Below are 13,787 nucleotides of genomic sequence, written 5' to 3'. Positions count from 1 at the left end.
GATTGCAGCGGCTTGAAGACACCAGAAAACTAAAAACAAGGAGATGTACACTATGCAGGGATCAACCGACCATCCCCACGGCCTGATGCGGCGTAAAGACCGGGAAATTACCGACCGGACAGAGATTGATGAGATCATCAAGGCAACCAATCTGATGCACATCGCGCTGGTTGATGGCGATATGCCGTTTCTGGTGCCGGTTTTTTATGCCTTTGACGGCACAGCACTCTATTTTCACTCAGCCCAGGCCGGTTCAAAAATTGAGATTTTAAAGCGTAACAATAATGTCTGTTTTGAGATCAGCATTGATAACGGCTTTATTGAAAGTGAAGAACCCTGTGATTTTGAAGCAAAACACCGCACGGTAATCGGCATCGGCAAGGCGGTTTTTGTCGAGGACACAGCGGATAAAATTAAGGCACTTGACCTGATTGTGGCGCACTTTACCAAGAAGAAGTTCGAGTACCCGAAAACGAATCTGGACCGTACAGCGGTTATCCGTATTGATATTGTATCGATCAAAGGCAAGAAGCACGGTATCTGATTTTGGCACCTGACCTCAAGGCAACCGCTTCTCCTTTTGTTTGGCGCAAGCGAGAAGTCAGGGGAGCGCAACTTAAAAATACTATTTCTAATTTATGCCAGCATTGTCCGGTTAGGAACTTGCATTCGGCGGGTGCCCTGTTGATTGTTGAAAAAGGGGAACGGGTTGCTCTGGTGGGGCATAACGGGGCCGGTAAATCAACCCTGATGGCGGTGCTGGCCGGTGGCGAGTATCAGGAGGGTAGCCTGAAGCCGGGCCATAATGTGGTGGCTGATTATTTTGCCCAGGATCAGGCCAATGTGCTGGATGCCACCAGAACCGCCTATGATGAGCTGTACAGTGACTGCCCCTACGAGATGGTACCCAAGCTGCGGGATATCCTGGGGGCGTTCCTGTTCTCCGGTGATGACATCCATAAAAAGGTCGGGGTGCTGTCCGGTGGTGAACGTAACCGTCTGGCCCTGGCCAAGATGCTGCTGCGTCCCTCCAACCTGCTGCTGATGGATGAGCCCACCAACCACCTGGACCTGTTCAGCAAAGAGGTGCTGCTGGATGCCCTGAAGGGCTTTGACGGCACCGTGGTGTTTGTCTCCCACGACCGCTACTTTGTGAACGGGCTGGCAACGCGGATTGTAGAGGTTGGCGAAGGTAAGCTGATCGATTATTACGGTGATTATGAGTATTACCTGGAAAAAAAGGCTGGTGAACTGGATACACCTCCAACTTCAGGCCGCACGGCCAAGCAGGCAGTAGAGACTACAGCAGCAATAACCGGCGTTAGTGATCTGCCCCCCCAGAATAAGGAAGACCGCCTTAAAGATCGTGAAGAACAGAAACGCCGTAAAAAGGAAGAACAGGCACGGGAGAAGCAGCAGCAGTCGATTGAGAAGGAGATCGCCGCGGTTGAGCAAAAAATTGCTGAGCTCGAAGCAGAGATGAACCGGCCTGGCTTCTTTGATGATCCTGAGCAGGGCCTGGCTGCCGGTGAACAGCATACGGCACTGAACACCAGGCTTGAAGAACTTTATGCGCAGTGGGAAGAGCTGTCGGGGTTGATTTTTTAACACTTCCCGGCACACCTTACGCATAGCACACCTTCGGCAGGTGTGTCATGCAAAACGCTATTGCGCCATACAGCCCGCGCAACCCCCGATTATCCGACTATTACCGCTGTGTTGAGGATTATTACGAGGAGCTTGAGCGGGTATATGAGGAGCGGTATCAGACCCGTTTCGGGTATCTTCGGACTGAAATCAGGTCAACCATCTTCCGTTACCTCGACTGCGGATGTTTGCAAAACGGCTTTGCCCGTGTAAAGTGTAACGACTGCGGCCATGAATACCTGGTTGCCTTTTCTTGCAAGCGCCGCCACTTCTGCCCTTCATGCCATCAGAAACGTGTGGTGGAATTTGGTGAATGGTTTCTGGAAGACCTTGCCGTCACTGTCCCCCATCGTCACATCATCTTCTCCATCCCCAAGCTCATCCGCCGCTGCTTCCTGTTTGATCGCAAACTGCTTGCAGCCTTAAGCCGCATAGCTTGGGAGACCCTGAAAGAGTACACTTCGACTTCGCTCAGTGCAGGCGGCTCCCTTCCCGGCTGTGCCTGCTCCATCCAGACCTTCGGCGACTTCTTAGGCTTCAATCCCCACTGCCACATCATCATATCCGATGGAACCTTTGATGAAGATGGCAACTTCAGAATCACCCCGTATTACGACGCCCACGCCCTGGAACAACTCTTCCGGCACAAGCTGCTCAAGATGCTGCTTGCCAAGGGGGCCATCAGCCAGTGGCATATTGACCTGCTCATGTCGTGGCAACACAGCGGTTTCAACGTCCATATTTGCGAGCAGATAACTGCGGATGATCGCAACGCCCTGGAGTCCCTTGCTCACTACATAATCCGCTGCCAGTTTTCCCAAGAGCGGATGAGCTACCTTGAACAGAGTGGCACCGTCATCTACCGCTCCAAAGACGGTCATACCACCAAGAGCTTCAGCGCCCTTGATTGGCTTGCACATATCATCAGCCACATCCCCCGGCATGGCGAGCAGATGGTGAGGTATTACGGCTACTACAGCAACGCCGCCCGTGGCAAGCGTAGGAAGTATGGGATGGATGACAAGACACCTGAAATAGCCGGACAAGAACAGGACACAGGCTATCGCAAGAAATGCCGAGCCAACTGGGCCCGGCTTATACAGAAGATATACGAGACGGACCCGCTCAGCTGCCCCCACTGCAAAGGCACAATGCGGATACTGGCGTTTATTGAAGAAGAGGTGGTGATCCGCAAGATACTGGATCATCTCGGATTGTGGGATGTACCGAAGCGGCAGCCAAAACAGGGCAGGGGGCCGCCGGTAGAGCCTGCCCTGAGCGTAGTCGAAGGGATAGATGTAGAACCGCAGCTTGTGTACGCCGACAGTCAGGTGATTGAATATGAAGAGGCGTACTACGAGCCGGAATATCTGTGAAGCCGGATAACAGGGCATTGCAGCAGGGATGGTTTGTGTTGAAAATGGTTTAAATGAGGTATTTTGAGGTTCAGGTAGTGGTTGTTGCAGGCGATAATGCTTATGAGTCCGTCAGCAGGTCAAAAACTCCTCAGTTGGTTCTCTGTTTCCCCTCAAAATCTGGTGAAATCCTCCCAAATAGCGTTGACGGTCACTTGGTTTGGATGGTATCGTTGCAGCCTCGAAAAAGCAAATTCCTATCCCCGAATGGCCAACGAATGCCTGGAGAAAGTACGAAAGGAAATTCGCGGGAGTCTAACTGATAAACAGCGCAGAGGCCTGATGCATGACCGGTTCATTCTTTTGAAGCGAGAAGAGAAGCTTGAAGGACTTGATCGGATTACCTTGGAGTCATGGACAAAGAACTACCCGGCATTAGGTGCTGCCTACCGAGCCAAGGAAGATTTCTTCGGTATCTATGACGCCATGACCGTCCAGGATGCAATGCACCGGTTCAAGACATGGGAATTGAATCTAACCCCAGATATTAAAGATGCCTTCCATCCCTTGACCCGAGCAGTCAATAATTGGATGCCGGAGATCATGGCTTACTTTGATCACCCGGTTACCAATGCCTACACCGAGTCGTTGAACAACCTGATCAGAGTAATGAATAGATTGGGCAGGGGCTACAGTTTTGAAGCGCTTAGAGCGAAGATTCTCTTTACTGAAGGTGTTTGCAAAGTAAGGAAACCCAAGTTTCAGAAACCGGCACGGCAGGAAGAGAAGATGGAATATTTTCATATGACAACTGGCTTCTCCAAAATGACTACGTCAACACGAGAGCCAGAACCTGAAATCAACTACGGAGCCGACATATCAACATTGGTGAGGTTGATTGAAGAAGGACGACTCTGACCTTTCATACATCATGAATTATGGATACCCATTATTTTTAAGCGTGCATAATAAGCCCTACACAAATTGGGAGATATATCATGAAAGGCTGGCTTTTTCTTGTTATCGCAATAGTTGGCGAAGTAATCGCAACATCCGCATTAAAATCTAGCGAGGGCTTTACTAAGCTTGCCCCTTCCGCCGTTGTCATAATCGGTTATGGCATCGCATTTTATTTTCTTTCTCTGGTTCTGAAATCCATCCCTGTCGGTGTTGCTTATGCAGTCTGGTCGGGACTCGGCGTCGTCATAATTACAGCCATTGCCTGGTTGCTTCATGGGCAAAAGCTTGATGCGTGGGGCTTTGTAGGTATGGGGCTCATAATTGCTGCCTTTTTGCTCGCCCGATCCCCATCGTGGAAGTCGCTGCGGAGGCCGACGCCATGGTGACGGTGTTCGGCATTCTGAATCTCACCGAGGACTCCTTCTTCGATGAGAGCCGGCGGCTAGACCCCGCCGGCGCTGTCACCGCGGCGATCGAAATGCTGCGAGTCGGATCAGACGTCGTGGATGTCGGACCGGCCGCCAGCCATCCGGACGCGAGGCCTGTATCGCCGGCCGATGAGATCAGACGTATTGCGCCGCTCTTAGACGCCCTGTCCGATCAGATGCACCGTGTTTCAATCGACAGCTTCCAACCGGAAACCCAGCGCTATGCGCTCAAGCGCGGCGTGGGCTACCTGAACGATATCCAAGGATTTCCTGACCCTGCGCTCTATCCCGATATTGCTGAGGCGGACTGCAGGCTGGTGGTTATGCACTCAGCGCAGCGGGATGGCATCGCCACCCGCACCGGTCACCTTCGACCCGAAGACGCGCTCGACGAGATTGTGCGGTTCTTCGAGGCGCGGGTTTCCGCCTTGCGACGGAGCGGGGTCGCTGCCGACCGGCTCATCCTCGATCCGGGGATGGGATTTTTCTTGAGCCCCGCACCGGAAACATCGCTGCACGTGCTGTCGAACCTTCAAAAGCTGAAGTCGGCGTTGGGGCTTCCGCTATTGGTCTCGGTGTCGCGGAAATCCTTCTTGGGCGCCACCGTTGGCCTTCCTGTAAAGGATCTGGGTCCAGCGAGCCTTGCGGCGGAACTTCACGCGATCGGCAATGGCGCTGACTACGTCCGCACCCACGCGCCTGGAGATCTGCGAAGCGCAATCACCTTCTCGGAAACCCTCGCGAAATTTCGCAGTCGCGACGCCAGAGACCGAGGGTTAGATCATGCCTAGCATTCACCTTCCGGCCGCCCGCTAGCGGACCCTGGTCAGGTTCCGCGAAGGTGGGCGCAGACATGCTGGGCTCGTCAGGATCAAACTGCACTATGAGGCGGCGGTTCATACCGCGCCAGGGGAGCGAATGGACAGCGAGGAGCCTCCGAACGTTCGGGTCGCCTGCTCGGGTGATATCGACGAGGTTGTGCGGCTGATGCACGACGCTGCGGCGTGGATGTCCGCCAAGGGAACGCCCGCCTGGGACGTCGCGCGGATCGACCGGACATTCGCGGAGACCTTCGTCCTGAGATCCGAGCTCCTAGTCGCGAGTTGCAGCGACGGCATCGTCGGCTGTTGCACCTTGTCGGCCGAGGATCCCGAGTTCTGGCCCGACGCCCTCAAGGGGGAGGCCGCATATCTGCACAAGCTCGCGGTGCGACGGACACATGCGGGCCGGGGTGTCAGCTCCGCGCTGATCGAGGCTTGCCGCCATGCCGCGCGAACTACACCTGCAAGACCGCCCGGTTTGCGCGGGAACATGGCGCCCGCTTCATCTATGCATCAAGTGCCGCAACCTATGGTAATGGCGAACTGGGTTTTTCTGATGACGAAGCAATCTTGCCGCGCTTGCGTCCAATGAATATGTACGGCTACTCAAAGCAGCTATTTGACCTCTGGGCCCAGCAGCACGGTCTGTTGAACGAAATGGTGGGGCTCAAGTATTACAACGTCTTTGGTCCCAACGAGCAGCATAAGGGGGAGATGCGTTCGCTGGTGCAGAAGGCCTTTGAACAGATCTCCGAGACCGGTCGGCTCAAACTGTTCAAGTCCCACCGTCCGGACTACGCCGATGGTGAACAGGTACGGGATTTTGTCTATGTCAAGGATGCGGCGGCCATGACCCTGCACTTTCTTGACAACCGCACAGCAGCCGGTATCTTCAATGTGGGTGGCGGCAGTACCGCCAGCTGGAACCGTCTGGCCAAAGCGGTCTTCAACGCCATGGAACTGCCGGTGGCAATTGACTACATCGACATGCCGGAATCGATCCGCAACACCTACCAGTATCACACCTGCGCCGAGACCGAGAAGATCCGACGGACCGGCTACACCGCAGCAACCCTTTCACTGGAGGCAGCAGTCAGCGATTACATCCGCAACTATCTGATTCCAAACAAGCATCTGGGGGATGAGTAGAATTTAAAACAGAGGTTACGAAACACGGAGTAACGGAGCAACAGAGACAGCAACACAAATTGATCAAGCCGCGAGAATATAGCTCCCATCTTGGTAAACCACTTTCTCAACCGTGCCCCGGTAATCATTACCTGATACATGTCATTTACGACGTTTGTCGCCCGACTCAGGCGACAAACGTCAAATAATTATCACGACTTATCAGATTCCAGGTTGCCTCGGGATAACCCATTGTCCACTCCTTCGGCGCACCGGGCCTGGCCTTGCCCCATTTTATCTCGTATCCGTGAAGCTTCCCGTCCCGCTCCTCCACAAGGTCCAGCTCTTTTTTCGTGTAGGTACGCCAGAAATAGTTGTTGGCCGTTTCCCTTAGATACTCCTGACGCTTGAGCCGTTCCATGACCAGATAGTTTTCCCAGAGTTCACCCGGATCATTGCGCAGCTCAAGCGGGTTGAAGTTGTTGATCAGGGCGTTGCGTACGCCGTTATCCACAAAATAGTACCTGCTGTTCTTGGTTACCTCGTTTCTCAGGTTGCGGCTGAAACCTCCAAGTTTTCGGAGGACAAAGGCTTTTTCAAGGAGATCGAGGTAATGATCCGCTGTGTTCTTGCTCATACCGAGACTTGTACCAAGTTCGGAGTAAGACACTTCCTTGCCGATCTGGAAGGCGATGAGCTGGAGCAGTCTGCCGATCTTGGCCGATTGTCTGATTCCCTCAAGCTCCAGGATATCCTTGTACAGGTATGAAGATACAATTTCCTTGAGATACTGCTCACGTTCGCGGTTGTCCTGCAGCAGCACAATTTCGGGGTATGAGCCGTATATCAGGCGATTTTCGAGGCGGCTGTCGGTTTCATGTCGTTGCTCCATGGCCGCCAGTTCCAGCTGTGCCAGCGGATACTGGATTAGTGTATTTTTCCTCCCAGTAAGTGGTTCGCCAATGCTTCTGGCCAAGTCAAAGGACGATGACCCTGTGGCGATGACCCGAATACCGGGAATATGATCAACGATCAGCTTGAGGTTGATGCCGATGTTCTGAACTTTTTGTGCTTCATCTATCACCAACAACCGATTGTTTCCGACGAAGGCCTTCAACTTCTCAATGGATTGAGAAGAGAGATAGCCCTGAATGATAATATCCTCTCCACTTACCAGAAGATACGGTCCCGGTTCCGTTTTCAGGTACTCGTTGAGAAGGGTGGTTTTACCGGTACGCCGGGCGCCATAAATGACGACCACCTTTCCAGGCTTCAATAAGTTTTTAAGGTTTTCCAGTTGTCGCTGTTTGATATACATGATAACTCCGTCAACGAACTGACCGAATTATATATAATTACTAATAAGACGCAAGGGGAAAGTTAGTTCCGGGAAACCGCTATTGCTGTGTAATCCATTGAATTTTGGTGACTTACTACGCAAATACCGGCCAGTTTGCCGAACCTGCGGTTAGGATAGGTGGTCTCAAGCATCGTTTGAAAAAGGATGGCACAATTGGTGAGCAAATTGAACCTGGTTTGTTTAATTTGCACGATGATTTGCACCAGAGCCGGTTACATCAAATGCACCGCCCACCCACCCCGATCAGTGCCGTCAGACCGTACACCAGCCACATCAGTTGCACCGCCTGCAGAATATGCCGTGCCTGCAACGGCTGCAGCGGATCTCCCATAAACGGTCTGGTACTGGGCTGGCCAAAGTAGCTGTTCACTCCTCCCAGTCGCACCTCCAAGGCACCGGCCACCGCCGCCTCAATCTGGCCGCCGTTGGGGCTGGGGTGATTGTGGCGATCCCGTCGGAAGATCCGCAAGGCATTCCCCGGATGTAACCTTAGCAGCAGGGCTGCGGGGATAACCAGCAAGGCAGTCAGCCGGGCAGGCAGCAGATTGGCCAGGTCATCCAACCGGGCGGATGCCCAGCCAAACTGCAAATAACGCTCGTTTTTATAGCCAAAGGTGGAATCCAGGGTGCTGATCGCCTTGTAGGCCAGCGCCCCCAGCGGCCCGCCCAGACAGGCGAACAGCAGCGGCGCCGTACAGCCATCCACCGTGTTTTCCGCCACCGACTCCACCGCTGCTCGGGTCACCTCACCTTCATCCAGCTGCTCCGTGTCCCGCCCTACCAGCCAGCTTACCCGCTGCCGCGCTTCTGCCAGATCACCAGCTTGCAAAGGCCGGTAAACAGCCAGGGCATGGTCATGCAGGGAGCGGGTTGCAAAGCAGGTATAGAGCAGCAGGATTGCTATGATATCTCCTGCCAGTGGATGCAGCAGAGCAGCTCCCTTTAACAGCCCAAAACCGATCAGGGTCGTACTGCCCACCACCCAGACAACGGCAACAATACCAGCCAGTTTTGGATTGGCAATCAGACGGCGCAGCGATGCTTCAGAACGCTGGGCCAGCCAGCCGATCCCCTGCACCGGATGGGGCAGCCAGCGCGGGTCGCCCAGCAGCAGGTCCAGCAGGATTGCCAGTAGTATTTGTTGGTAGAGAGGAATCACAGACTGTTAATAGCACGCGGATAACACGGATTGAACGGATTTTCGCAGATCATACAGAATCAGCGCCTTGTATTTATTGTCGCTATGTACTAAGTTATGTACATATTCATCAGGAGGTACCAGCAATGAATGCCCTGACCTATACCTATACGCGCCAGCATTTTGCAGAGGTCATGAAATCAGTAAATGAAGACCACGTTCCCGTGGTGGTGACCAGCCAGCGCGGCAAACCGGTTGTCATCCTTTCCCTCGACGATTTCCACGCTTATGAAGAAACCGCCTATCTGCTCCGTAATCCCCAAGGGGCCAAACGGTTGCTTGAATCTGTGGAGGAACTGCGTGCAGGCGGAGGGCAGACCAGAGACCTGACGGAATGATGATAAAATTCTCAACCGCAGCATGGGAGGACTATCTCTACTGGCAGACTACCGACAAGGCGATGCTGAAACGGATCAATCAACTTATCCGGGATATCCAGCGAGAACCGTTTGCCGGTATCGGCAAGCCGGAACCGCTCAAACATCAATTGGCCGGTTTCTGGTCACGCAGAATAGACAGCTGCCACCGCTTGGTCTATGCGGTTGAAGGTGATACGCTCCTGATTGCACAGTGTAGAGATCATTATTGAATAGCAGTTACTTGATACAGTGTATAAACCGTTTTCTGCTTCTAAATCAGCACACCGCCGCCAGAATCCCCCATGATAAACGCCGCACATTCTGCTGCGTGCGACATTGAGATCAAGTGACCCCCGTCAATCAGAAGATCAACCGTCTTCGGAGGCGGGATCACCAAGTCATGACTTCCGTGAAGCCGTATGACCTTGGTTGTACTCGGACCAAGCCCCTCCCAGTTGAAAATGGCAACACACATAGCCCGGACGAATCCGGGCTCGGCGCTGGTGAACATCTGTGCCAATTCCATCGGGATCTTACCTGCCAAAATCCGTAGCCAGTCAAGCGGGGCAATCTGAGCCAACGGGTGAAGGGCCGTAAGCAGCGTGCTGATTTCTTCTTTACGGGCTGCGCTGCCAATCAAATACAGGCGGGAGATGTCCCGGATCTTGCTAATCTCGCAGGCGACCATTCCCCCGAGGGATGCGCCAATCAAGACATCTCCATCGTTGATATGGTATGAGTCGCACATGGAGTGAGCAACCTCGCTCAAACTCTGCTCCCCGGCATAACGCACCCAGTCATGCGCTACAAATCCAGGAATGCTTGTCCAAGGTGCTGGGTACATTCTATGGTCGGCGCCCATACCGGGCAATGCATGGATCATAAAGTTACCGGTTAACGGGGCTGAGGCACCACCGGCTTGACCGGTGTTGCCGATGGTTGGAACTCACTCTTTCTCCATGGCACACCTTACGCATAACACATCTCTGGCAGGTGTGTCATGCAAAACTCCGTTGCGCCATACAGCCCGCGCAATCCCCGGTTATCCGACTATTACCGCTGTGTTGAGGATTATTTCGAGGAGCTGGAGCGGGTACACGAGGAGCGGTATCAGTCCCGTTTCGGGTATCTGAGACCTGAAATCAGGTTAACGATCTTTCGTTACCTAGACTGCGGCTGTCTGCACAATGGTTTCGCCCGTGTGAAGTGCGATGACTGCGGTCACGAATATCTGGTCGCTTTTTCCTGCAAGCGCCGTCACTTCTGCCCGTCATGCCATCAGAAACGGGTGGTGGAGTTCGGCGAATGGTTTCTCGATGATCTTGCCGTCACCGTACCACATCGTCACATTGTCTTCTCCATCCCCAAGCTGATCCGCCGCTGTTTCCTGTTTGATCGCACACTTCTTGCCGATCTAAGCCGCACCGCCTGGGAGACGCTGAGAGAGTACATGACAGGCACAGACAACTCCATGCCCGGCTGCGCCTGCTCCATCCAGACCTTCGGCGACTTCCTCGGTTTCAACCCTCACTGCCACATCATAATATCCGATGGCACCTTTGACGAGCATGGCATCTTCCACATCACTCCGTATTACGATTTCCACGCACTGGAACAGCTCTTCCGGCACAAGGTCTTGAAGATGCTGCTGGATAAGGGTGCCATCACCCAGTGGCACATTGATCTGCTCATGTCCTGGCATCACAGCGGCTTCAACGTACATATCTGCGAGCCGATAGCGGCTGATGACCGCGACGCCTTGGAGAAGCTGGCCCATTACATCATCCGCTGCCAGTTCTCGCAGGAGCGGATGACCTACATTGAACAGAGCGGCACGGTCATCTACCGCTCAAAAGACGGCCACACGACCAAAAGCTTCAGCGCCCTTGACTGGCTGGCTATGATCATCAGCCACATTCCGCGGCATGGCGAGCAGATGGTGCGCTACTACGGCTACTACAGCAACGCCGCCAGAGGCAAGCGCAGGAAGCTAGGGATGGACGACAACGACACACCGCAGATTGTCGAACAAGAGGCCGACACACCATATCGCAAAAAGTGCCGTGCCAACTGGGCCAGGCTGATCCAGAAGGTCTACGAGACCGATCCGTTGACCTGCCCGAACTGCAAAGGTGTCATGCGGATACTGGCGTTTATCGAAGAAGAGCCGGTGATCCGCAGGATTCTGGATCATCTGGGGTTGTGGGATGTCCCGAAGCGGCAACCGCAATGTGGCAGGGGGCCGCCGGTAATAGTGGAAGCTGAACCAGCGCTGGTGTACGCCGACAGCCAGATTATTGAGTATGAAGAGGCGTACTTCATCCCGGAATACCTGTGAAGCCGGATAATACGGGGCGTTGCAGCAGGAATGGTGTGTGTTGAAAATGGCGAAAATGTGGTTTTTTGCTGGTCAGGCGGCGGCAATTGCAAACAATGATGCAGATTGAACCGTCATCAGGCCAGAATCTCCCCGGATAGTTCCCGATTTCCCCCCAAAAGTCCCGATAATCCATTGACGTAATCCCATTTCCAGTGGTATACAGTCTGCATCGAAAAAGCAAATTCCTATTCCTTATACAGTCTGCATCGAAAAAGCAAATTCCTATTCCTCTAAATCCTCCGGAGTTGGCGTATCGGGACCGGCGATTTTTAATCGCCGACGAATCATGAAAAAAGAATGAATCATCGTTCCAACATTGTATTCTATGTGGCCTATGTGCCTATGTGGTGAGAATTGACCATACGATCGGCACTACTGGAATCAAAAAGGCAGAAAAGGACAAGTAACGAATCCAACGTCGGATTTAGATGTTCCTTTTTCACCTGCCCATACAGGATCGATCTTTCGGGATATGATCCCCAAACAGTCATAATCCTTTTCGAAAAAAGTAACAGAAATTTTGCATCTTTATCGTTGTAAAATTCACAGCTATGACAACAAAATCGATTGGTATTACTTTCCTGGCAATTATACTGCTTTCGGGTTGCAAAACAAAAGCTTACGAGTACACCAAAGTTGCTGGTTTTGCCCAGGGAACCACCTATCATATTACCTACGAGAACAAAAAAGGCAAGGATTACAAAGCCGATATCGATAAAATGCTGAACGATTTTAATAAATCGCTCTCGGTATGGGATTCTGCGTCGATTATTTCGCGGATCAACCGCAACGAACCAACCGTGGAAACCGACGACTGGTTCGAAGCATCCTATAAGAAATCGGTCGAAATCAACCGGCTTTCTGACGGCGCCTTCGACATTACGGTGGGTCCTGTTGTTCGCGCCTGGGGATTCAGCAACCTGCCTTATGCCAAACACGATTCAACCTATATCGACAGCCTGAAACAATTTGTCGGCATGGATAAGATCCAGCTGAAGAAGCATCATCTCATCAAGTCGATGCCGGGTGTTCAGCTCGATATGAACGGGCTGGCGCAGGGATATTCGGTCGATGTGGTTTGCCGCTTCTTCGACCACAAGGGGATCAAGAATTACATGGTCGAAATTGGGGGCGAAGTTCGGGCAAAAGGGAAAAATGGTTCCGGCAAACTGTGGAAGATTGGCGTGGATAAACCGGTCGACGATAACATGGATCCGGGAAAAATGCTTGAAGCAGTGATTGAACTGGATAACAAATCGGTTTCTACCTCAGGGAATTACCGTAAGTTTTACATCGAGAATGGCGTTAAGTATTCTCACACCATCGATCCCAAAACAGGCCGTCCGGCACACAATACCTTACTCAGCGCGACCGTGGTTGCCCCCGATTGCATTACCGCCGATGCATTGGCTACCGCTTTCATGGTCATGGGGGTTGAAAAAGGGAAGGAGTTCCTCAAAAAACTTCCGGATGTTGACGTGCTTTTTATCTACAGCGATTCTCAGGGAAACATGAAGGTTTACACATCGGAAGGGATGAACAAAATGGTGGTCGAAATTGCCAAATAGGTATTATTGGTTGCAATAAAGGTTGTACGCCCGGATATACCCGAGCACTTCCGGTGGCAATAAGTGGCCAACCTCTCTCTTTTCCGCAATGGCCTGGCGGATTTCAGTTGATGAAATATCCATTAGCGGAGAATTTACCAGCGTAAAATTTCCGGAAAAATGGCCGTCATCAATCACGAACCCCGGCCGGGGATAGATCAAGAAAGCATATTCGCCTACCAGCTTCTCATATTCCTTCCATTTCGGCAGATGTACATAATTATCGGCGCCAATAATGATAACAAATTCGTCGTCAGGATATTGTTCCTTCAAAAAAGTGAGGGTATCAATGGTGTAGGAAGGTTTTGGCAGATGAAGTTCCACATCGCAGGCCCTGAATTGAGCCTCCTCTTTAATGGCAAGGCAAACCATGGCATAACGGCTTGCATCATCGAGCAGGTTTTCACTCTTTTTGAACGGATTTTGGGGTGAAACCACAAACCAGAGCTCATCGATCCCTCCGTTTTCAACCATGTAGCGGGCAATAGCCAAATGACCATTGTGTACCGGGTTAAACGATCCAAAAAAGAGCCCGGCTTTCATT

The 13,787-nt window shown here is 52.5% G+C and carries 14 protein-coding genes and 2 pseudogenes; 12 read left to right on the top strand and 4 right to left on the bottom strand.

The genetic code is table 11. The features are described from left to right. Nucleotides 1–52 precede the first annotated feature (52 nt). The 8 genes and pseudogenes from FY034_RS18695 to FY034_RS18660 form a co-directional block, all read left to right on the top strand. Nucleotides 53–544 carry a pyridoxamine 5'-phosphate oxidase family protein gene (locus tag FY034_RS18695; RefSeq protein WP_322573249.1) on the top strand — a complete coding sequence of 164 codons (492 nt, stop codon included), beginning with the start codon at nt 53–55 and terminating at the stop codon, nt 542–544. A 131-nt stretch (nt 545–675) separates the two neighbouring features. After that, a pseudogene (locus FY034_RS18690) lies at nt 676–1,608 on the top strand (ATP-binding cassette domain-containing protein); the annotation flags it as partial. Nucleotides 1,609–1,655: 47 nt separating this feature from the next. Then, complete coding sequence (locus FY034_RS18685; RefSeq protein ID WP_265555413.1) at nt 1,656–3,023, top strand: transposase; 1,368 nt, start codon at nt 1,656–1,658, stop codon at nt 3,021–3,023. A 102-nt stretch (nt 3,024–3,125) separates the two neighbouring features. Beyond that, nucleotides 3,126–3,920, top strand: coding sequence for a transposase (locus FY034_RS18680; protein WP_265555411.1), 795 nt, complete (start codon nt 3,126–3,128; stop codon nt 3,918–3,920). A gap of 80 nt (nt 3,921–4,000) precedes the next feature. Further along, nucleotides 4,001–4,348 carry a quaternary ammonium compound efflux SMR transporter QacE delta 1 gene (locus FY034_RS18675; RefSeq protein WP_000679427.1) on the top strand — a complete coding sequence of 116 codons (348 nt, stop codon included), beginning with the start codon at nt 4,001–4,003 and terminating at the stop codon, nt 4,346–4,348. Beyond that, nucleotides 4,342–5,181: a sulfonamide-resistant dihydropteroate synthase Sul1 gene (gene sul1, locus FY034_RS18670; protein ID WP_000259031.1), complete on the top strand. Its 840-nt coding sequence runs from the start codon at nt 4,342–4,344 to the stop codon at nt 5,179–5,181. Before FY034_RS18675 ends, sul1 begins: the two co-directional genes overlap by 7 nt. Before the next feature lie 127 nt (nt 5,182–5,308). Beyond that, the gene (locus tag FY034_RS18665) at nt 5,309–5,803 is read left to right on the top strand and encodes a GNAT family N-acetyltransferase (RefSeq protein WP_322573248.1); all 495 of its coding nucleotides are present in this window, start codon (nt 5,309–5,311) and stop codon (nt 5,801–5,803) included. Continuing rightward, a pseudogene (locus FY034_RS18660) lies at nt 5,704–6,360 on the top strand (NAD-dependent epimerase/dehydratase family protein); the annotation flags it as partial. The gene FY034_RS18665 and the pseudogene FY034_RS18660, both read left to right, overlap by 100 nt. A gap of 166 nt (nt 6,361–6,526) precedes the next feature. On the opposite strand, the gene FY034_RS18655 reads toward FY034_RS18660, so the two are convergent. Both FY034_RS18655 and cbiB read right to left on the bottom strand, forming a co-directional pair. Further along, nucleotides 6,527–7,657 (bottom strand): ATP-binding protein, encoded by a 1,131-nt coding sequence (locus FY034_RS18655; protein ID WP_265555404.1) that lies wholly within the window; start codon nt 7,655–7,657, stop codon nt 6,527–6,529. A 259-nt stretch (nt 7,658–7,916) separates the two neighbouring features. Beyond that, the gene (cbiB, locus tag FY034_RS18650; RefSeq protein ID WP_265555403.1) at nt 7,917–8,858 is read right to left on the bottom strand and encodes an adenosylcobinamide-phosphate synthase CbiB; all 942 of its coding nucleotides are present in this window, start codon (nt 8,856–8,858) and stop codon (nt 7,917–7,919) included. A gap of 125 nt (nt 8,859–8,983) precedes the next feature. On the opposite strand from cbiB, the gene FY034_RS18645 reads away from it, so the two are divergent. Together FY034_RS18645 and FY034_RS18640 are read left to right on the top strand one after the other, a co-directional pair. Next, entirely contained in the window at nt 8,984–9,235 is a 252-nt protein-coding gene (locus tag FY034_RS18645; RefSeq protein WP_265555334.1) for a type II toxin-antitoxin system Phd/YefM family antitoxin, read from the top strand. Continuing rightward, nucleotides 9,232–9,486 carry a Txe/YoeB family addiction module toxin gene (locus tag FY034_RS18640; protein ID WP_265552565.1) on the top strand — a complete coding sequence of 85 codons (255 nt, stop codon included), beginning with the start codon at nt 9,232–9,234 and terminating at the stop codon, nt 9,484–9,486. Before FY034_RS18645 ends, FY034_RS18640 begins: the two co-directional genes overlap by 4 nt. 41 nt (nt 9,487–9,527) lie before the next feature. Here the strand turns inward: FY034_RS18640 and FY034_RS18635 are convergent, their stop codons facing one another. After that, nucleotides 9,528–10,118, bottom strand: coding sequence for a hypothetical protein (locus FY034_RS18635; RefSeq protein WP_416222796.1), 591 nt, complete (start codon nt 10,116–10,118; stop codon nt 9,528–9,530). Nucleotides 10,119–10,256: 138 nt separating this feature from the next. Here FY034_RS18635 and FY034_RS18630 point away from each other — a divergent pair, with 138 nt between their 5' ends. Continuing rightward, a complete protein-coding gene (locus tag FY034_RS18630) occupies nt 10,257–11,594 on the top strand; it encodes a transposase (protein WP_224963446.1) in 1,338 nt (445 codons plus the stop codon). A gap of 593 nt (nt 11,595–12,187) precedes the next feature. Then, on the top strand, nt 12,188–13,204 hold the full coding sequence (locus tag FY034_RS18625) for an FAD:protein FMN transferase (RefSeq protein WP_265555400.1): 1,017 nt from the start codon (nt 12,188–12,190) through the stop codon (nt 13,202–13,204). Nucleotides 13,205–13,207: 3 nt separating this feature from the next. Here the strand turns inward: FY034_RS18625 and nadD are convergent, their stop codons facing one another. Further along, complete coding sequence (nadD, locus tag FY034_RS18620; RefSeq protein WP_265555398.1) at nt 13,208–13,786, bottom strand: nicotinate (nicotinamide) nucleotide adenylyltransferase; 579 nt, start codon at nt 13,784–13,786, stop codon at nt 13,208–13,210. Nucleotide 13,787 lies beyond the last annotated feature (1 nt).

This window comes from Trichlorobacter lovleyi (assembly GCF_015239775.1).
Lineage (GTDB): Bacteria > Desulfobacterota > Desulfuromonadia > Geobacterales > Pseudopelobacteraceae > Trichlorobacter > Trichlorobacter lovleyi_B.
Note: the sequence above shows the minus strand (reverse complement) of the source record. Positions and strands in the feature narration are given on the sequence as shown.